17 protein-coding genes and 5 pseudogenes are annotated in these 17,758 nt (G+C 68.7%); 5 read left to right on the top strand and 17 right to left on the bottom strand.

Features of this window, described 5'->3' with window-relative positions; genetic code table 11:
• The first annotated feature begins 3 nt into the window (after window positions 1-3).
• Window positions 4-762 carry an SDR family NAD(P)-dependent oxidoreductase gene (locus ACH4LD_RS42080; protein WP_398059584.1) on the top strand — a complete coding sequence of 253 codons (759 nt, stop codon included), beginning with the start codon at window positions 4-6 and terminating at the stop codon, window positions 760-762.
• A 346-nt stretch (window positions 763-1,108) separates the two neighbouring features.
• Window positions 1,109-1,415: pseudogene (locus ACH4LD_RS42075) on the top strand (class I SAM-dependent methyltransferase); the annotation flags it as partial.
• Window positions 1,416-1,477: 62 nt separating this feature from the next.
• Here ACH4LD_RS42075 and ACH4LD_RS42070 read toward each other — a convergent pair.
• The 6 genes and pseudogenes from ACH4LD_RS42070 to ACH4LD_RS42045 all read right to left on the bottom strand — a co-directional run.
• Window positions 1,478-1,690: pseudogene (locus ACH4LD_RS42070) on the bottom strand (transposase); the annotation flags it as partial.
• 297 nt (window positions 1,691-1,987) lie between these two features.
• Window positions 1,988-3,754: an alpha-amylase family glycosyl hydrolase gene (locus tag ACH4LD_RS42065; RefSeq protein WP_398059582.1), complete on the bottom strand. Its 1,767-nt coding sequence runs from the start codon at window positions 3,752-3,754 to the stop codon at window positions 1,988-1,990.
• 29 nt (window positions 3,755-3,783) lie between these two features.
• Window positions 3,784-4,545 (bottom strand): hypothetical protein, encoded by a 762-nt coding sequence (locus tag ACH4LD_RS42060; RefSeq protein ID WP_398059580.1) that lies wholly within the window; start codon window positions 4,543-4,545, stop codon window positions 3,784-3,786.
• Between the two features lie 399 nt (window positions 4,546-4,944).
• Window positions 4,945-5,289: a transposase gene (locus ACH4LD_RS42055; protein ID WP_398059630.1), complete on the bottom strand. Its 345-nt coding sequence runs from the start codon at window positions 5,287-5,289 to the stop codon at window positions 4,945-4,947.
• Window positions 5,290-5,381: 92 nt separating this feature from the next.
• Window positions 5,382-6,170: pseudogene (locus ACH4LD_RS42050) on the bottom strand (ISAs1 family transposase); the annotation flags it as partial.
• A 169-nt stretch (window positions 6,171-6,339) separates the two neighbouring features.
• Window positions 6,340-6,930, bottom strand: coding sequence for a TetR/AcrR family transcriptional regulator (locus tag ACH4LD_RS42045; protein ID WP_398059578.1), 591 nt, complete (start codon window positions 6,928-6,930; stop codon window positions 6,340-6,342).
• Between the two features lie 85 nt (window positions 6,931-7,015).
• Here ACH4LD_RS42045 and ACH4LD_RS42040 point away from each other — a divergent pair, with 85 nt between their 5' ends.
• Complete coding sequence (locus tag ACH4LD_RS42040) at window positions 7,016-7,915, top strand: alpha/beta fold hydrolase (RefSeq protein ID WP_398059576.1); 900 nt, start codon at window positions 7,016-7,018, stop codon at window positions 7,913-7,915.
• A 66-nt stretch (window positions 7,916-7,981) separates the two neighbouring features.
• Here the strand turns inward: ACH4LD_RS42040 and ACH4LD_RS42035 are convergent, their stop codons facing one another.
• Window positions 7,982-8,242 (bottom strand): hypothetical protein, encoded by a 261-nt coding sequence (locus ACH4LD_RS42035; RefSeq protein WP_398059574.1) that lies wholly within the window; start codon window positions 8,240-8,242, stop codon window positions 7,982-7,984.
• Window positions 8,243-8,853: 611 nt separating this feature from the next.
• Between ACH4LD_RS42035 and ACH4LD_RS42030 the strand changes: the two genes are divergently transcribed.
• The gene (locus ACH4LD_RS42030) at window positions 8,854-9,327 is read left to right on the top strand and encodes a VOC family protein (protein WP_398059572.1); all 474 of its coding nucleotides are present in this window, start codon (window positions 8,854-8,856) and stop codon (window positions 9,325-9,327) included.
• 34 nt (window positions 9,328-9,361) lie between these two features.
• Here ACH4LD_RS42030 and ACH4LD_RS42025 read toward each other — a convergent pair whose 3' ends face one another.
• Both ACH4LD_RS42025 and ACH4LD_RS42020 read right to left on the bottom strand, forming a co-directional pair.
• Window positions 9,362-10,297 (bottom strand): DUF5996 family protein, encoded by a 936-nt coding sequence (locus ACH4LD_RS42025; protein ID WP_398059570.1) that lies wholly within the window; start codon window positions 10,295-10,297, stop codon window positions 9,362-9,364.
• Between the two features lie 191 nt (window positions 10,298-10,488).
• A complete protein-coding gene (locus ACH4LD_RS42020; RefSeq protein ID WP_398059568.1) occupies window positions 10,489-10,737 on the bottom strand; it encodes a hypothetical protein in 249 nt (82 codons plus the stop codon).
• 77 nt (window positions 10,738-10,814) lie between these two features.
• Between ACH4LD_RS42020 and ACH4LD_RS42015 the strand changes: the two genes are divergently transcribed.
• Window positions 10,815-10,955 (top strand): hypothetical protein, encoded by a 141-nt coding sequence (locus ACH4LD_RS42015; RefSeq protein WP_398059566.1) that lies wholly within the window; start codon window positions 10,815-10,817, stop codon window positions 10,953-10,955.
• 148 nt (window positions 10,956-11,103) lie between these two features.
• Here the strand turns inward: ACH4LD_RS42015 and ACH4LD_RS42010 are convergent.
• The 8 genes and pseudogenes from ACH4LD_RS42010 to ACH4LD_RS41975 all read right to left on the bottom strand — a co-directional run.
• A pseudogene (locus ACH4LD_RS42010) lies at window positions 11,104-11,283 on the bottom strand (hypothetical protein); the annotation flags it as partial.
• A gap of 248 nt (window positions 11,284-11,531) precedes the next feature.
• The gene (gene larE / locus ACH4LD_RS42005; protein WP_398059564.1) at window positions 11,532-12,356 is read right to left on the bottom strand and encodes an ATP-dependent sacrificial sulfur transferase LarE; all 825 of its coding nucleotides are present in this window, start codon (window positions 12,354-12,356) and stop codon (window positions 11,532-11,534) included.
• Window positions 12,346-13,245, bottom strand: a complete 900-nt coding sequence (locus ACH4LD_RS42000) for a LarC family nickel insertion protein (protein ID WP_398059562.1) — start codon at window positions 13,243-13,245, stop codon at window positions 12,346-12,348. Before ACH4LD_RS42000 ends, larE begins: the two co-directional genes overlap by 11 nt.
• On the bottom strand, window positions 13,242-13,529 hold the full coding sequence (larC, locus tag ACH4LD_RS41995) for a nickel insertion protein (protein WP_398059560.1): 288 nt from the start codon (window positions 13,527-13,529) through the stop codon (window positions 13,242-13,244). Before larC ends, ACH4LD_RS42000 begins: the two co-directional genes overlap by 4 nt.
• Window positions 13,526-14,215, bottom strand: coding sequence for a nickel pincer cofactor biosynthesis protein LarB (gene larB, locus ACH4LD_RS41990; protein WP_398059558.1), 690 nt, complete (start codon window positions 14,213-14,215; stop codon window positions 13,526-13,528). The genes larC and larB overlap by 4 nt, the downstream gene beginning before the upstream one ends.
• The gene (gene larA / locus ACH4LD_RS41985; RefSeq protein WP_398059556.1) at window positions 14,212-15,492 is read right to left on the bottom strand and encodes a nickel-dependent lactate racemase; all 1,281 of its coding nucleotides are present in this window, start codon (window positions 15,490-15,492) and stop codon (window positions 14,212-14,214) included. Before larA ends, larB begins: the two co-directional genes overlap by 4 nt.
• Window positions 15,489-16,001, bottom strand: coding sequence for an amidohydrolase family protein (locus ACH4LD_RS41980; RefSeq protein ID WP_398059626.1), 513 nt, complete (start codon window positions 15,999-16,001; stop codon window positions 15,489-15,491). The genes larA and ACH4LD_RS41980 overlap by 4 nt, the downstream gene beginning before the upstream one ends.
• A gap of 5 nt (window positions 16,002-16,006) precedes the next feature.
• Window positions 16,007-17,620 (bottom strand): annotated as a pseudogene (locus ACH4LD_RS41975) (Mu transposase C-terminal domain-containing protein); the annotation flags it as partial.
• Window positions 17,621-17,758 lie beyond the last annotated feature (138 nt).

The raw sequence follows: 17,758 nt of genomic DNA, 5'->3' as shown, positions 1-17,758 counted from the left end.
ATAATGGGGGTGGCTCGTTCCATCGGCCTGGCCACCGCGGAAGCCTTCGCCCGGGCGGGGGCCCGCACCGTCCTCAACGGGCGCGACGAGGCCCGGCTCAAGGCGGCCGCCGACGGCATCCGCCTCCGGGTGCCGGGCGCGGACATCGTCACCGTCGCCGCCGACGTATCCACCGCCGAGGGCGCACAGGCACTGCTGGAGGCGGTGCCCGAGGTTGACATCCTGGTCAACAACACCGGCATCTTCGCCTCCACCCCGGTCCTGGAGATCCAGGACAAGGAATGGCGTCGTTTCTTCGAGGTCAACGTCCTCAGCGGCGTCCGGCTTGCGCGCCAGTACATGCCCGGGATGATGGAGCGCGGGTTCGGCCGCATCGTTTTCGTCTCAAGCGAGACGGCCATCGACACACCGCTCGACATGGTCCACTACGGCATGACCAAGACCGCCCTGCTGGCGGTGGCCAGCGGCCTGGCCAAGGCCGCCGCCGGCACCGGCGTCACCGTCAACTCCGTGCTGCCCGGCCCCACGCACACCGAAGGCATCGAGGAGTACATCACCGCTCTCATCCCCGAGGCGGAGACCTTCGACGCCGCACAGCGCGAGTTCATCGCCCGGTTCCGGCCGACGTCGCTGATCCAGCGGCTCATCCAGCCCACTGAGGTCGCCGATCTGATCCTCTTCACCAGTTCCGACCGTGCCTCGGCGACCACCGGCGCCGCCCTGAAGGTCGAAGGGGGCACCCTGACCTCCCTCACGCCGTGACGTAGATCCGGCGCCGCATCCGCTCAGAGCCCTTCCCATCGGGTTGCCGGATCGGTGCGGCGTTCGCGTACGACGGTGAGGGCCGGGTTGGCCTGCGCGCCGCGGCGTACCGCGAGGTGGATGGCGTTGAGGGGAGGCGCTCCGGGGCGTCCTACGGCAAGGTCGAGGACCGCCCGGACCAGAAGCGGCTCCAAGCTCAGGACCAGGTCCCCGACAACTCTGTCGTCAGGACACGGACCTGGACCAGATCAACGTACGCGTGCCAGGGCTGCCTGAGAAGCAGTTCTGACGCCTGCGTGAAAAACTCGGTGGACATCGACATGGGCCAGCGGCGAGCGTTGAGGGAATGCAGCAGGAGAACATCTGGGACGCCGATACCGCCCGGCGCTATGACACGCCCGGTTCCGGGATGTTCGCGCCCGAGGTCCTGGAACCGGCCGTGGACCGTCTCGCCCAGCTCGCGGGTGGCGGGAAGGCGCTTGAGTTCGCCATCGTTACCGGGCCGCGTAGCCGTCCCGCTCGCGGAGCGAGGGGTCTCTGTCACCGGCATTGAGCTGTCGCTCCCGATGGTGGAGCAACTACGAACCAAGGCCGATGAAGCAACGATCCCCGTGATCATTGGTGACATGGCGACCAGCATCGCTCCTGGGAAGTAGGCCGTCGTCTTCCTCGTGTTCAAAGGAAATCCCTGCCACCAGTGCGCGTTCGACCATGCAGCGCTTGAGGGCGGGGTGGCGGACCCGACATCATCCGGAATACCTGCAGCGCGACACCGCTCACCATCGGAGGTCCGCTCCCTCGGAAGATACAACTCCCGGTCCACCGGAGCCCGGCCGTGCTTCGAGGCGTAAGCGAGGAACACACCAATCTGTGAATTCTTGATCCGTCCGGCGATACCTGAATACTGGTGGGTCACACCAAAGGATCGTTCGGGAAGATACACCCTTCGCGTCCCGTCCCGAAGCCCGATCCACAGGTCTTGAGCATTGCTCCAGAACCCCCCTGACCCAGTGCCTGGACGACCGATCTCTGGGTGGGCCGGCGACCTCACGGTCGGCGGCCCACCCAGATCACATCAATCAACCGCCGTCAGGCTCAAGCTCCCAACTGCAATGCCTTCTTGAGGGCAGCAGTTCAAGCAAGTGGCAGGTCTCGTGATGCTTCACTCAGTGCCGGGTCCGGCATACGAAAGCCATCGTCCTCGAAGCCGGCTCGGTTCGTGTCATCATCGATCTTGGGACAGGATGACGGCGCTGTACGGGCCGATACCTATGGCGCCAGCCCAGGGCAACCCGTCCTGCCCGTTGTTGTCCGCCTTGATGTCGTGGCTGGGTGAGCCTCTGAAGTCGGGGCCGTAGTCCGCCGAGTCGCTGTTGAAGCGAACTCGCCAGTCTCCCGCCCGGGGCAACCCCAACCGGTAGTGGTCGTAGGCGTTGTCGCCGAAGTTGAGGACGACGACGGTACTGTCGCCCGGACCGCCTTGCGCGTAGCGGTGGAAGCCGATGACCTTGTCGGTGTCGTTGCAGTGGTACACATCCACCTGCTCGCCTCTTAGTCCGGCAGTGGTATAGGTGCGGTTGCGCCGAAGGGTGATCAGGTCGCGGTAGAGCCGCATGATGCCGGGATGACGATCGCGCCCGGCCCAGTCGAGCGGGGTGTGGTCGTCGAACGGCTTGGTTTCGAGGAATTCCTGTCCCTGGAAGATCATCGGTATGCCGGGCGCGGTCATGACGGCGGCGGCGCCCAGCGTGGAACGCTTCTTCGAATACCAGCTTTCACCGTTACCGGGCCAGATCGCCTCTGGGACGCGCGCTTTGCCGTTGGCCACCTCGTCGTGAGACTCGGTGTAGATGACTCGGGAGAGCGCACTGCCACCGAAACGGTGCTCAATTGCGTCGCGTACCCGGCTCATGCTGCGTTGCTCGTCCTTCTCAACCGTAAGCGCCTCGTGGAGCACCTGGCAGAACCCGACATCCCACTGCGAGTCGAACCCGGCGCCCGCCGGGGTGCCGGCGGTGATCACTGGATCGTCACGAAGGTCCTCTGCGATGCGGATCTTCCAGGGCTGGCGGGCTTTGATCTCATCATTGACCCAGCGCAGCAGGCTCCAGCCGTCGGGCAGGTCCTTGCCCGGGTCATCGCCGCCGTCGACGGTGCGGATGAACGCGGTGGCGTCCCAACGCAGACCGTCCATGCGGTACTCCTCAAGCCAGGACAGTGCGCTGTCACGTAGGTACTGACGGACCTCACGCCGACCGTAGTCGGGGCGCGGGCCCCATGGGGTGCTACGGCGCCAGTCGTTGTAGAAGTAGATGCCATCGCCGTCGTTCTCGTACCAGCCGTCGAACCGCCTCAGGCCGGCGTCCAGGTCGGCCCAGCCGAAGTGGTTGTAAACCACGTCGGCCAACACCGACAGACCGTGCTCGTGAGCCTGGTTGACCAGCGCCTTCAGTTCGCCCGGGGACCCATAGTCGTCCGCCACCGCGAACGCTGTTACAGGGTTGTAGCCCCAGGACACCTCTCCGGCGTACTCCGTGACTGGCATGAGTTCGATCGCGGTCACACCGAGTTTGGCTAGTTCCTCCAGCCTTTCGGCCACGCCGGAAAATCGACCGGGTCTGCCGCCAAAGGCGCGGTTGAAGGTGCCGACGTGCAACTCGTAGATGACGAGTTCATCCCAGCCCGGGCATTGCCACGGATGTGCGCCCCAGTCAAAGTCCGCCGCATCGATCACTGCGTTCCCGGTGGAACTGGTCAGGCTGTGCGCGTAGGGGTCGACCTTCCACAGCTCGCCGCCCTTGGTTGCGACAAGATACTTGTACTGGTCGCCCGGCCCGGCGGCAGCCAGCCGGGTGGACCAGTATCCGCCGCTTTCCATGGTCATCGGGTGTGCCGTCATCCACCCGTCGAACGATCCGGCCAGATTCACGCACTTGGCGTTTGGCGCCCAGACCCGGAAAACCGTGCCATGCGAGTCAGGAATCGCGCCCATACCTGGCGGTATTTCAGATCCCACGGGAGTCATCTGGCTTCAGTCTTTCGGTGCGTGCTACGCGAAGTCTTCCGGTGGTGGCTACGCGTGCTGCGCGAAGCCTTCCGGGGCTGCCTATGCGGAGGGCTCACCAGAGCGTCTTGCCGCGGTTGCGGTTCAAGCCCTCCGGACCCGGGCTTCAATCTGTCTCGGACGCCGTCCGCCCAGATCACTTCTTCTTCCCAGTCCGGCTCCATAATCCATCCAGCAGCTATGGCGTAGCGGACGATGTCGCGCCAGTCTCTGGCCTCACCGTAGGACTTCCCATCGATGTTCACCTCTCCAGTTGAGCCCACCTTTATCAGCGGGGCGGATTCCCGATAGAGGCGTAGGTACTCTGTACCCATCTTCGTAATTTCAAGATAGCTTCCGAGGAGAAAATACTCGCCGTCTTTCAAATTATCCTTCATTTTCAAGAGTTCCGGATCCGGCCGATCGGGGCGATACCTCAGGTATCCCAGGTGCTCAAGATGTTCCAGTTCTCCGTGCAACTTCTCCCAGTAGTTCACCCCATCACGAGTCTCGCCAGCCAACTTCCGTAGATGCCTTCGCTCGTGACGAGTGAGCAGGCCGACGATCGCCAGCTGAATCGACTCGACCCTGGATTCTACCTGGCTGATCCGCCATCTCGCTTTGAATGGACCGAATGACATTTCTTCGAGGGCTCCCGGACTTGCTAGCGCCAGGAAAGCCAGAACCAGCGCGCCGAATACCCCGAAGATCGCAGCTCCCAAGTTCAGCGTACTGTGCATAGCAACGAACGTATCGACGAGCATCCCGAATACGCTCAACGCAATCAAAACAGTCGCTACCCGAAGTGCCGGGATAATCCATTTCGGTGACCGAGAAGTCATCGTCGACACCACCTCTCTTAATTCGCTTGAGGCGGCGAGCCCAGGTGGGCAACACTCCCGAGCTTCAGTATCTCTCTCCCCGTCTGCGCCGTCATTTCGGCAGACCCGGCATGTCCCCGACACCCAACCCGCCGCTGCCAGGGTGTGTTTATCTTCTCCCTATAGCTCACACGTGTATGCGTCCAGCACCCACGGACGGTCGACCAAGCCGTGATCAGCAGGGGTATCAGCCAGCTCATCGCCATCGCATGGCTGTTACGGGCCATGAGTGGCTTCACGCCCAGGGGCGATGCGTTCTCAAGCTGTGAGTCCGAGCGTGGCGGTTGCGTGCTGGGGGCGTGACCGGTAGTGATCGACTGCGGCGGCGATGTTGGTCCACCCTGCTTGGCGCATGAGTCCGATAGCCAGGTTCCGCAGCGTGGCCATGGCGCGGGGTGCGGTGCCAGTGCGCACTCGCGAGGCGTCCTCGCTATAGGTGACGTCTCTGACGTGGTGCAGGGCCTCAACCGACCAGTGGTTTTGCACGAGTTGGGCGAGTTGCGCCGGGTGGGCCTGCTGGGGCGACAGGCTGGTGACCGCGTAGACGGTCTTCGTCTGGACCTTGCCGGTCCTGCGGTGGGTGCGGCGGCGCTTGATCTCCATGGCCTGGACGGCGTGCGGGAAGAGCAGGCCGGCTGGACGGTGCAGACCTTCAGGCGGTGGACCTCACGGCGGCCGTGCCCGGCCCCGGTGGTGCGGGCCTGCAGCGGGATCTCCCGCCAGGGCAGGCGCCGCAACTGTTTGCGCAGCTTCTTCTGGCTTCCCTTGACGACCAGGAGGTAGTGGCCGCCAGCGGTGATGACGTGCTCGGCGTGGGTGCGCTGGGTGTGCATCGCATCGGCGGTGACGACGACGCCGCGCAGGTCGAGCCGGTCCAGCAGCGGGGCGAAGGCGGGGATCTCGTTGCTCTTCGCGGCGACTTGACGCTGGGCGATCACGGTCTGGCAGCCGTGCAGCGCGGCAGCGAGCAGGCGGACGGCCATGCCGTCGGTGCGGGATCCACGCACAGTCTTGCCGTCGACGGCCAGGCCGATCAGTGTCTCGCCGGGTTCGTCCACCGGGTCGGCGGCGTACCGGGCGAGCCAGGCGCCCACGGCGTCGTCCAAGGCGTCGCCGTCCAGACGAGCGAGGAGTCGTCCCAGTGTGAAGGCGTTTGGTGTGCTGGAGGCGAGCCCGAGCTGTTCGCGCAGGCTGGAGTCGGTATCGGCGGCGAAGCGGGCGATGGCGGCCAGGGACCTGGCCCCGCCGAGCACGGCGACCAGGCACAGCGCGAGCAGGGAGCCCAGGTGGTAGCGACGGCCGCGGACCCGGCGGGGATCGGGTATCCGGCTCAACGTCTCCGCCAGGGAGGTGAACTGCTGCGGTTCCGGATCCGGGCAGGCGGAGTCGATGCCCTGGCAGTGGCGCTGCAGGACACCGATTAGGGAGGATGGCACGCGAACGCGACCCCTGTTCTGGTCAAAGGCTTCGAGAACCTTGATCATCGGCGCAGGTCACCGCCGTGCAGGGCTCCGTGATGCGTATTTCCGTCACTCCCAGAGGGACGACTCCTCCAACCCGCCAAGGTTGACGCCGGCTACATCAGCCATCTGTCTTGCCCCTCCGAACATTGAGAAGCGCCTATGACTCTCAGACAGAAATTTGATATGCCAGCTATCCGACCGGTCTCAGCGCCCGCGCGAGCGCGTCGACGGTCACACCGACGATCGCCCGGAGTTGCTCCGGGCTCGACCCGGCCCTACCCATCACCGCGAGAGACTGGTTCACGGCCGCTACGTGTACGGCGAAGACCTCGGCGTTCTCGTCGGACATTCCGCCAGCCTTCAGCGCGGTGCGAAGGCGCGGGCGCTGTAGGCCGAACAACTCTTTGACATGCTCTGCGACGCTCGGGCTCAGCCCCGGACTCGCCATGACCGACTGGGCCATCAGGCACCCGTCGGGCACGGCGGGGTCGGCGATGCGCCCCAGGGTGACATCGAAGAACGCACGGACGGCGGCGACGGGGTCCTCGGCCGCGCACGAGAGGGCGGCGTCGAACTTGTCGCCGTAGCGCGTGGCGTAGCGATCCAGGCAGCGAAGGAAGAGCGCGTCCTTGTCGCCGAGCGAGGAGTAGATCGAGCTGCGATTCAGGCCGGTCGCCCGGGACAGGTCGTCGAGCGAGGTGTCGGCGTAGCCGTAGCGCCAGAACTGGATCATCGCGGCGTCGAGCACCGTGTCCATGTCGAACTGCTTCTTGCCTGCCATGCGGCCCATCCTCCCATCTTGGACTGATCAGTTCAAGACGTGCTAGCGTCGAATCACGGTCCACCCGCCTCGATGGAGGATTCCCATGACCAACCCCGTCCCCGCCCTGCCCCTGCATGACCTGGCCGAATTCACGCACCGCTGGGTCGACGCCGACGGCGTCCGCCTGCACGCCGTCGAAGGCGGTCGGCCGGACGGACCGGTCGTCGTCCTGCTCACCGGGTTCCCGCAGACGTGGTGGGCCTGGCGAAAGGTCATGCCTGTTCTCGCCGATCGGTTCCGGGTCATAGCGATCGACCGGCCGGGCCAAGGCAATTCCGAGCATCCGAAGCTCAGCTACGACACGCACACGGTCGCCGCGCACATCCAGGCCGCTGTGCACGCTCTCGGCGTGCGGGACTACTGGCTCGCCGGGCACGACATCGGCGCTTGGGTCGCCTTCTCCCTCGCCCTGAACTACGAGAGCCGACTGCACGGGGTCGCGCTGCTCGACGCCGGAATTCCCGGTATCACCATGCCGGAAGCGATCCCTCTCGACCCGACTCTGGCGTTCAAGACCTGGCACTTCGCGTTCCACGTGGTGCCCGATCTTCCCGAGACGCTGATAGCCGGCCGCGAGCGGGAGTACATCAGCTGGTTCCTGAAGACCAAGTCCCTCGCGCCCGACGCGTTCGAGGAAGCAGAGCTCGACCACTACGGCGCGGCCCTCGCCGTCGATGGCGGCCTGCGCGCCGGCCTCGCCTACTACCGCGACGCCGCCGAGTCCGCGCGCAAGAACCGCGCGGCACTCGAGCAACGGCGACTGACCGCGCCCGTCCTCGGAATCTCCAGCAGCCACGGCTCAATCCCGGATATGGCGGCCTCCATCAGCCCGTGGGCCGAGAACGTGACCGGCGTCATCGTGCCCGACGCCGGTCACTACATCCCCGAGGAGCAGCCCGAGGCCGTCGCCGCCGCCCTCACCGACTTCTTCAACGGCCATTAGTGCTCTAGCAGGAGGGCGATCCCCATTGCCGTCGGGGCCCGTCAGTTACGGGCCCGCCCCGCGCGCCTACGGACGTGCCGTGAACCGCCCGTCGCCCCGCTTGTGCAGCCAGCCCCGGGCGGCGAGCTTGGTCATCTTCGCCCGCAAAGGTTCCAGCTTGCCGTGTACCGAAGCGTCCAGCCCCAGCCGCTCGCCGACCGCCCTGACCTGCACCGGGCCGTCCGCCTTCCGCACGATCGCCAGGATCTTGCGGTAGTCGCCGGGCAGCCCGCCCTCGTCGGCCGCGTCGCCGCGGTGCGGGATGAGCAGGACTGCCCGCCCGGCCACCTTCGTCGATGCCGGAGCGACAGCCCGGCATCGGCCCGGGCCTGCTCGGCCAGGCGGTTCAACACTCCGCTCCGCGATCGCCAGTTCGTGCCGCTCGGCCTGCCTCCTGGAGTTGCTTGCCCAACTCCTCGGCGAGAGCATCCAGTTCGCTCCGGCGGGCGGTGATCCGCTGCCGCTCCTGCATCCCCCGCGCCCTCCCGCGTTCTCACGGTGTGCCGACCTGCTGACGGATCGTAGGCGGGGGCCGATCGTGGGCGCAGCCGAACCCGGCATCCCGCCAGAACCCGACCTGCCCGATGATCTACACCATGGTCATCGGCCGCCGACCGCCACGAGTACCCAACTCGCCATTTACACCAGACCCGTGACCTGCGACTTCACGATGCACACCGCTCAATGGCGAACCGGGCAAACCGTCCGCAGCGACGCGTACACACGCGATCAGTTCATCTCGCTGGCTGAGAACGCATCAGCCCTGCGGCAACGAGAGCCACGATTGAGTGGACCAGTGGATTGGCGGCGCTTGGCTGCCCGCTGTGCCGGCGGGCCGTGCCCGGCGGGCTCTGCCGGATGGGAATGCCGGGCGGGGGCTCCCGCCCTACGCTTGCTATATGTCCGATTTCATCGCCGCCGGCGCCTCAGCCGACGACCTTCCCGCACCGGCCGAGGGTCTGCTGCTGACGCACTTTCTCACGGTCGGTGACGTCCCTCGCTCGCGGGCGTTCTATACCGATGTGCTGGGCGGGCAGGTGGTGCTCGAGGAGAACCCCTGCATCATCAAGGTCGCCAACAGCTGGATCATCATGAACCCCGGCGGTGGGCCCACGGATGACAAACCCGACGTCATACTGCGCCCACCGGAGGACCGCCACACCGCCTCCAGCTTCCTGAACGTACGGGTGGCGGACATCCACGGCTTCTACGCGGCAGCCCGCGCCAAGGGAGCCGAGTTCCTCACCCCGCCCATCGACCGGCGCGCCGAGCTGCGCTGCTACATGCGCGACCCGGACGGCTACCTCATTGAGGTCGGCCAGTCCACGGGCCTGCTCAAGGGCATCCTGGCGCGCACCGATACCGAAGCCTGATCACTGCACCGCGCTGCACTGCTGACCGAATTCGTCAGATGCGACGGACCGGGTCCGTGATTCCGCCGGGGCACGCAAGCGCCGCGATGTCCCATCCGGCGCGTCCGGCCCCGGCCTGGTAGGCGCTTTCGTAGAAGGCGAGCACGGCGGCACGTGGATCGGCCTCGGCGCGGGCCGCGTCGTAGCGCAGCACGGCCAGGTGGCTGTCGCCGCGCGCGACCCACTGCGCGGACGCCGGGCTGAGCGGCGCTTCGGCCAGACCGGCGGGCTCGGGGGCGGTGTACGAGTAGAACGCGGGCTCGGCAAAAGTGTCGTCGCCGAACCAGAAGCCGAAGCTGATCACTTCCGAGGAGTACGCCTCCCGGGTGACGGGGTCGGCCTGCCTGGGCTGGTCGACCCGGCGCCCGGAGAACCGGCTGTGGGCGATGTCGAAGGTGTGCCAGAAGTGGTGCACCGGGCTGGCCTTTCCCGAGAAGCCCGCCGCGAACTCCTCCAGCACGGACGCCACCTGGCTCAGCACCCGCCAGTAGCGGTTTGCGGCTACCGGGTCGTAGGTCGCGTGCTCGGTGTTCTCGGCGAACGGCCGGTCGGCGTCGGGTAGATCGAAGGGCCTGGGAATAGCGATGCTCACCCGGACGCCCAGCGCGGCCAGAGCGGCCAGGGTCTGGTTGTAGAAGGACGCGACGGACTGGCCCGGAAGCGGAAAGGACCGCTCTTCGCCGTCCAGCGTCATGACGGCGAGCCGGTGGTCGACGAAGTCGAAGTCGACCGTGAAGATCGGATTCCCGTCGACCTGACCCATCGGACGGGTGGTGATGCCGCGCCCAGTGACATGGAACGGGACGTTCCACCAGTGGTTGCGCCGAGCGCTCGCGGCCAAGCGGATCTTGCCGAGAATCTGCGCGAAGCGGTGCAACGTCTCCTTCGTGTCCCGCCACTCCGGCAGCGGCGCCGGCGGGAACAGCTCCATCGCCTGCCCCTTCCCGCCCGGCGCTCCCGCGGCGGCCGGGCCGTCTCATCATGACCCCGCCGGGGACATCCCGCACTCCGCCGAGGGAGCGGTCCAGCCCAGCCGCCGCACAGGCCGCCACCCAGGTCCCTCCGCCCTCCGGCCAACGGCGGAAAACTGGCGGGCCACGTTGTTTGAGGCTGCCACGGCGCTCAGTGCCCGGCGGGTGAGGTCGCCGTCGTCCAGGGCGAGGCGGTCGCAGTCGCAGAACCCCATGCACTGGGCGCGAGGGAGTCCTCCTGGGGGAGGAGGTCGGCGATGACGTCGACGGCAACGAAGCCGAAGTCGATCGCGACCTGGTAGGCGTGATGGCACACGGCCGGATCGGCGGCGAACTCGCCGGCCAGCGGAGCGTGCGGGCGGTGACAGCTGGCGGCCGCGGCGCGCGGCGGCGATGACATGAGGACGTCATATCGCGTTCAACAGGTCGACGCGCGGACGGACACCGCTGCTTCCCCCGCTTGGAGCACCGCGGCCGGTGACCGGCACCATCACACCGGGCGCCGAGTGGTTGGTGTGCATGGACGGACTGGACGAGATCCTCGGCGTCGGCCTACGTCGCAAGGTGGTTCCTGCCTTGCACTGGCGGCTGGTGAACCGGGGGCCCACCGGTTCCTGATCACCTCCCGGCCACTGTTCATGCCCGATGCGCGCCCGCTGTTCGAAATCCGCGCCGCCCACTGCGACCTCCTGCAGTTCGACAGAAATCAGCTGACGTCCTCCTGGCGGAGGGGATGCGGTTCGGCTGACTGGAGAGTGGCGTGGTGTCAGGTGGTCGAGCTGCCCGCGACCCACTGCTTCCACGGCACGTTCCAGTCGCTGAGGCCGTTGTCCGGGGCCAGCCCGGTCTTGCCCTCGGAGTTCTTGACGACCACGAGGTCGCCGATCATCGACTGGTCGAAGAACCACGCGGCGGGCTGTACGCCGTCGCCGCTGCCCCTGTCGTCCCCAGCCACCCAGCCCACCTGAACAATCCGCAGGTCACATCACAACCACTACGCAGATTCACCGAACGACGACACTCGCTGGGCGAGAAGCCTCCCCGTCTGCTCGGTCCTGACGCGCCGCCCCCTCCCCGACTCGCCGCTCGCCCGCCCGCCGCACCTTCCCCGTGGACGGGGTCGCGTGATCCCACGTCAGCCCCCCACGGGCGATGCGGTACAGGTCTGATCCGGCACACCCCGACACCTCGGTTTCAGGGCTCGGTGTTGAGCCGTCCCGAGCGGAACGGTTCGACCTGGTGGGGCAGGCCGGCGAAGCCGGCGGCGGCAAGCACCTCGCCGAGTGCCGGAAGTGCCGCGGCCCGAGATACGAGCACCGGGTCCACCTCGACGCGGGCCCGATCGCCGAGGTCGCGGACCCGGAGGTCGGTCACCTGCAGTCCGGCCTCGGCCAGGAGGGTCCGGACGGCCGCCTCGGCGCGGTCGACGCGGGCCAGGCGGTAAGGGGTGACCTCGATGCCGTAACGAACCCGGCTGGCGAGACACGGTGTCGCCGGTTTGTTCCATGTGGGCAGCGACCAGTGCCGGCTGAGGCGGCGTACCTCCGCCTTGGTCAGCCCCGCGTCGAGGAGCGGGGTGCGGATGCCGCGTTCCCGGCCGGCGCGGATGCCCGGCCGGTAGGGGTCCGCGGCGTCGTCCGCGTTGGTGCCGGTGGCCACCGTCTCGAAGCCGTGCTCGTGGGCCAGCGCCGCGATGGTGTCCAGAACCTCGGACTTGCAGAAATAGCAGCGGTCAGGGCCGTTGGCCCGGTAGCCGGGGAGTGCCGACTCGTGGGTGCGCGGGGTGAGATGGGTGACTCCGAGGTCGTCGGCCAGCCGCCGGGCGGCAAGAAGCTCTCCGTCGGCCAGGCTCTCCGACACGGCCGTCACCGCGAGGACCTGCTCGGGCCCGAGCACCCGTGCGGCCGCGGCAAGGACCAGCGCGGAGTCGGCGCCGCCGGAATAGGCGACGGCCACGGGGCCGCCGAGCGCGTGCACGCGGTCCGCGAGCCGGTGCTCCAAGGTGGCGTCACTGGGCACGTTCTTCCTCCTGGTTCGTCGTCATCGTTCCCGCTCGGCTCAGACGCAATGCGCGCACGGCGACGGCGCGCAGGGACAGACCCAGTGCGGCGGCCGCGGCCACCACGTCGTCGTGCTCCGGCTTGGCCGCGTAGGGACCGTGTTTGACACGTATGGGGTGCCCGTCCACCTCCACCGTCTCGAAGGCGCGCGGCAGCGTGGTGCGGGTGGCGCCGACGCGCCGGATGCCGAGGGCACCGGTCTCGGACAGCAACAGATCGCGCAGCCGTCGTTCCTGGTGCGGGCTGGTGAGGACGTGCAGGACCTGCGCGGGTCTGCCCTTCTTCATCACCGCCGGGGTCGTCCAGGCGTCGAGGGCGCCGGCGTCCAGCGCCCTGGTGATGACGTACCCGAGGAGTTCGCCGGTGACGTCGTCGAGGTTGGTCTCCAGCACGACCACGTCCTCGTCCGGTGCGCTGGGAAGAGGGGAACCGAGGCTGACAGAGACGACGTTGGGCCGGTCGGGCAGGCGGCGGGTGCCTGACCCGTAGCCGGTGGCGTCCAGGGTCATGGGCGGGGGCGGGCCGTAGCGGGCTCCGGCGGCGTGCAGCAGCGCGGCGCCGGTGGGTGTCACCGTTTCGCCCGGCAGGTCGCTGCCCGTGACGGCGGCTCCCGCCAGAAGGGCGAGGGTAGCCGGCGCGGGGCAGGGCAGGACGCCGTGCGCGGCCTCGACGCGGCCCCGGCCGAGCGGCAGGGGCGCGCTGACCACGTCGGTGACACCGAGGGCGTGCAGGGCCGCGGCGCTGCCGACGATGTCGACGAGGGTGTCGTGGCCGCCGAGTTCGTGCAGGTGGACGTCGGCCGGGTCGGCGTCGTGCAGCCGCCCCTCCGCCTCGGCGATCGCGGTCACGGCGGCGGTGGCGAGGGCCGCGACGGGCCGGGGGGGGCCGCCCGGGCGGCCATCTCCAGCACCTCGGCGGCCCGCCGCTCGGTGTGGGGGTCGGTGACCTCCACCTGGACCCTGGTGGCGGCCAGTCCGTGGTCGGTGATGCGCTCGGCGGTCAGGTTCCAGCCGGTCAGACCGGTGGCGGCGACGGCGGACCGGATCCGGTCCAGCGGTGCCCCTGCGTCGATCAGGGCGGCCAGCAGCATGTCTCCGGCCAGCCCGATGAACGGGTTGAGCCAGCAGATCACTCGGCGCCTCCGCGGTCTGCCGCCGGCCGGGCCTGGGCGATGCGGTGCACCGCCATGGCCGCGGAGAATCCGGAGTCGATGTTGACCACGGTCACCCCGGCGGCGCAGGAGGCGTGCATGGCGAGCAGCGCGGTGACGCCTTCCAGTGAGGCGCCGTACCCGGTGGAGACGGGCACCGCGACGACCGGGGCGCGGACCAGACCGCCGACTACGCTGGCGAGGGCGCCTTCCATGCCGGCGACTACGATCACCGCGTCGGCCTTCTGCAGCCGGCCGCGCACCTGGAGGACGCGGTCGAGTCCCGCCACGCCCACGTCGTGGACGACCGTCGTGTCCAGCCCGATGGCCGATGCCACGGCGGCGGCCTCGGCGGCCACCGGGCCGTCGGAGGTGCCAGCGGCCGCCACCACGACGGAGAACTCCCCGGTGGCGGCCGGCCGCCAGGTCAGCAGCCGGGCCTTCTCGTCGTACGTTCCGCCTTCCACCTGCCCCAGGACCGCCGCCGCCGTTTCGGGGACGACGCGGGTAGTGAGGACGGGACCGCTGTTGTGGCGCAGGAGGCCGGTGACGATTCCGGCGATCTGCTCCACGGTCTTGCCGGGGCCATAAACCACTTCCGGCAGGCCCTGGCGGGCCTCACGGCCGAGGTCGAGCCGGGCGTATCCCAGGTCCAACACCTCGTTCACGGCCGCCCCCGTCCGATGTAGGGAATGGTCTGCGGGCCTTCCGGCAGGACGCACACGCGGGCGTCCGGGCCCGCGGCGGCCAGCGCCTCCGCGACGGTGGCGGTGATGTCGTGGGTCTGCCGCAGATGGGCCGTGGCCAGCTCCTCGTCGCTGAGGAAGGAAGTGTGCATGATGACGCGGCTGCCCGACTGGATGCGGGCCTGGATCTGCACCTGCCACTGGTCCGGAACCGTTTCGGTGCGCGCGCCGATGTCGGCGAACAGGGCCTGCGGGGACGGCGCGGAGGCCAGCACCCGGCGGTAGGAGCCGTGGTCGGGGAAGCCGTCGCGGCACTCGGCCGCGCACACGATCGTCCCTCCGGGCCGGACCACCTGGTAGGCCGCCGACATCCCCTTGACCGCCTGGTACAGGTTCTGGTCCAGCGGGAAGCCGGAGTTGGTGGTGACGACGACGTCGAACGGCGCCTCGACGGGGCGCATCGCCATGCGCTTGGCCGTGGCCGTCGCGGCCGCGTGCATGGGCAGCAGGTCGCCGCCGAACGCGGCCACGATGTCCTTGTCCCGGTTGAGCACCACGTCCAGCGCGAAGGTGACACCGGTGGCCTCGGCGATGGCGCGCACGTCGTCGTGGACCGGATTGCCTTGGGTGATGCCCCAGGTGGCGCGCGGGTCTCCGATGCGCGCCGCGTCGTGCAGCACGAGCACGGTCTCCAGCGCGGCGAGCCCGGGGGCGACGAGCTTCGGGCCGCCGGAGAAGCCGGCGAAGAAGTGGGGTTCGACGAAGCCGGTGGTGATGCGGACGTCCGACTCCCACCACTCGCGGTTGAGCCACACCGGGACGCCGTTGCCGTAGGTGCCGATCCACGCCAGTTGGTCGGCGTCGCGGGCGTCGTGGTTGACGATCCGTACCCCGTCGACGATCTCGTCGCCGAACATCGCCCGCAGCTCGGACTCGTCGTTGCCGCGATGCGTGCCGGTCGCGACGAGGATCACCACGTCCTCCCGGCGGACCACGCCCTCCAGTTCGTCCAGGACGGCCGGGATCATCAGGTGGCGGGGCTGCGGGCGGGTGCCGTCGCAGGCCGAGATGGCCACCGTCTGCCCCGGGCGGACCCGCTCGCGCAGCGGCGGTCCGGCGACCGGGTCGCGCAGCGCGGCGCGCAGGACGGCCATCTGGTCCGCGGCTCCCTCGTGATGGACGGGTTCGACGACCGTCGCCGAGCGCGGATCGACCTCGATGTCGAGCCCCGACTGCCCGTAGGCCAGGCGTACTTTCACCGGACCACCCCCACCGTGCCGTCGTCCGCGGATCGTCCCGGCTGGTCGCTCTCGCCCAGTCCGTAGGCGCGTTCCGCCGTCGTGGCGAAGACCTGGGAGCGCTCGGCCGGGGTGAGACCGGCGGTCAGTGCCTCCGCCGCGCCGACGACCTCCGCGTAGGAGGCGACCTGCAGGCAGACCGGCCAGTCCGAGCCGAACATCACCCGCTGCGGGCCGAAGGCGTCGAGCACCACGTCGGCGTAGGGACGCAGGGCGGCCACGCTCCGGTCGTCGCGGGCGGCCTCGGTGACCATACCGGACAGCTTGCAGAACACGTGGGGCTGGGCCGCCAGTTCACGGATCAGCGACGCCCAGGGCTGGAGTGCGCCCGAGGCGATGGGCGGCTTGGCCAGATGGTCGAGGACGAACGTGAGTTCCGGCAGCTCCCGGACGGTGCTGATGGCGGCGGGCAGTTGGTGCGGGAGGACGAGCAAGTCGTAGGCGAGGTTCGCCTGCGCGACCGTGCGCAGGCCCCCTCTTCGGGCTCGGGAAGGTCCAGGGCCGCCTGTTCCCGGGCGAGCCGCAGCGCCATCCGGCGCTCGACCAGCGTGGTGCCCAGACCGAGGTTCCAGCGTTCGAACAGGTCACGGACCGCGGCCTTGTCGTCCGGGAACCGGTCGCGGGACGCGGCCAGGCGGCGGGCGAACTGCAGAGCCTCCTCGCTCACCGGCATGTCCCGACCCGGTGCGTGTTCCCAGGCCAGCGCATGCCACCGGCGGTCGGCGGGATCGCGGAAGTAGACCGCGTTGATGTCATCCGGGTTCACCGCGACGGGCCACTTGCCGTCCCTCTCGTCGCTGAGCAGGCCGCGGTAGGGGTCCAGGGCGGCGCCGTTGTAGCGGCGGGCGTCCAGGTCGATGCCGTAGTGCTGGATCTTGCGCCGCTGAACCCGCAGGAACTCAAACGCCAGGTCCGGATCGCGCGGGACCTCGATGTAGCCCGCCCTGTTCAGCCCGTGCTCGAACATCGCCGCCGGAGACATCCGCAGCCCCGGCACCCCTGGATCGATCAGGCTGGTGTGCGGCCGGTGGTGATAGACGCAGGCCACCCACTCACGGATGATCGCCTCCAGCTCGTGGAGGAAGAAGAACGCCTCCCCCTCCGGACGCTCGCCGCGCGAGTGCAGATCGGGGCCCTTGTAGCCGGGCAGGGCCTGCAGCAGGTCCTCGCGCAGAGTCAGGAAGAACCTCTCCAGCGGGCCCTTGTCCCGGCCCGTCCGCAACCGGGCAGGCTGCACCGAGATCCCCAACCGGCGGCAGACGCTGGTCAGATGCTCCGAGACGAACACCTTGCCGTGATCGACCAGCACCGTCTCCGGCACCAGCGCCGGTGACGCCGCCGAACGCATCGGCCCCTCCAACGCCGTGACGTCGATCAGCACCGAACGCGGGATGCCGTGCTCGGGCCAGAGAGCGTGCGCCGGCCAGTCCTGGCCCGCAGGGCGGGGGCGGAACGCCTGGTAGAGGGCGACGCTGGCGTCGACGGCCTTCGTCGACACCGGCGTGATCCTGATCCCGCATACGCAGCGCGTGTACCAGTCCATCGCGACGGTCAGCTCCGCCTGCAGCCACTGCAGAGTGACCGGGTCCAGGGCGAACACGTCCAGCCGGTTGGTGTCCATCAGCAGGTACTCGCCCGGCCGGGTCGGCCGCAGCTTCCCGTAGACCCCGCCGGGTCGGGAGGCGATGTCCCGGTTCCGCTTCGTGCTCAGCCGGAACGTCGGATGACGCCGCTCCAGATCCTCCAGGAGGCGGTAGGACGTCGCCCGGCTGGGCAGGTCCTCCTCGTCGAACCCCCTGGCCAGCAGCCGGGCCCGGGTCCGCTCGATCACCATCTTGCGCGACGGCTTGGACTGGCCCGTGTGCTCGACCATCACCTCCAGCGCCGCCTCCGACCACACCTCCGCGTTCCGGTGCCCCGAACGCGGCCCGCTGCGGGCCGGCACCAGTCCCGCCTCGCCGTCCTGGCGGAAGGCCGCGACCCACCGCTTGACCGTGCGAGTCGCCACCTCGAGCTCGGCCGCCTTCGCCGCGTACCGACTCTCCATCGGCTCCCCCGCCGCGTAGGTGGGACGAGGCTCCCCTTCCATCGGCAACTCCTCACTGCCGCTGCGGAACCCGGTAAGCACCTCCCTGAGCTGACCCCGGTTTCGTGGAGTCCCTGAAGCCAGGCATATGATTCTGGCCCGAAGGAGAACCACGAGCAGTGCCAGCACCACGCAAATACC

The organism is Streptomyces sp. NPDC017676 (assembly GCF_044329325.1).
Lineage (GTDB): Bacteria > Actinomycetota > Actinomycetes > Streptomycetales > Streptomycetaceae > Streptomyces.
The sequence above is the reverse complement of the archived record's forward strand: the minus strand, read 5'-3'. Positions and strand labels throughout refer to the sequence as shown.

Bases quoted from the DNA above. Each gene is read 5' to 3' on its own strand.
- ACH4LD_RS42080 (WP_398059584.1), top strand. From the start codon at position 4: ATGGGGGTGGCTCGTTCCATCGGCCTGGCCACCGCGGAAGCCTTCGCC.
- ACH4LD_RS42055 (WP_398059630.1), bottom strand. From the start codon at position 5,289: ATGGAGATCAAGCGCCGCCGCACCCACCGCAGGACCGGCAAGGTCCAG.
- ACH4LD_RS42040 (WP_398059576.1), top strand. From the start codon at position 7,016: ATGACCAACCCCGTCCCCGCCCTGCCCCTGCATGACCTGGCCGAATTC.
- ACH4LD_RS42065 (WP_398059582.1), bottom strand. From the start codon at position 3,754: ATGGGCGCGATTCCTGACTCGCATGGCACGGTTTTCCGGGTCTGGGCG.
- ACH4LD_RS42025 (WP_398059570.1), bottom strand. From the start codon at position 10,297: ATGGAGCTGTTCCCGCCGGCGCCGCTGCCGGAGTGGCGGGACACGAAG.
- ACH4LD_RS42060 (WP_398059580.1), bottom strand. From the start codon at position 4,545: ATGCACAGTACGCTGAACTTGGGAGCTGCGATCTTCGGGGTATTCGGC.
- ACH4LD_RS42030 (WP_398059572.1), top strand. From the start codon at position 8,854: ATGTCCGATTTCATCGCCGCCGGCGCCTCAGCCGACGACCTTCCCGCA.
- ACH4LD_RS42045 (WP_398059578.1), bottom strand. From the start codon at position 6,930: ATGGCAGGCAAGAAGCAGTTCGACATGGACACGGTGCTCGACGCCGCG.
- ACH4LD_RS42020 (WP_398059568.1), bottom strand. From the start codon at position 10,737: ATGTCATCGCCGCCGCGCGCCGCGGCCGCCAGCTGTCACCGCCCGCAC.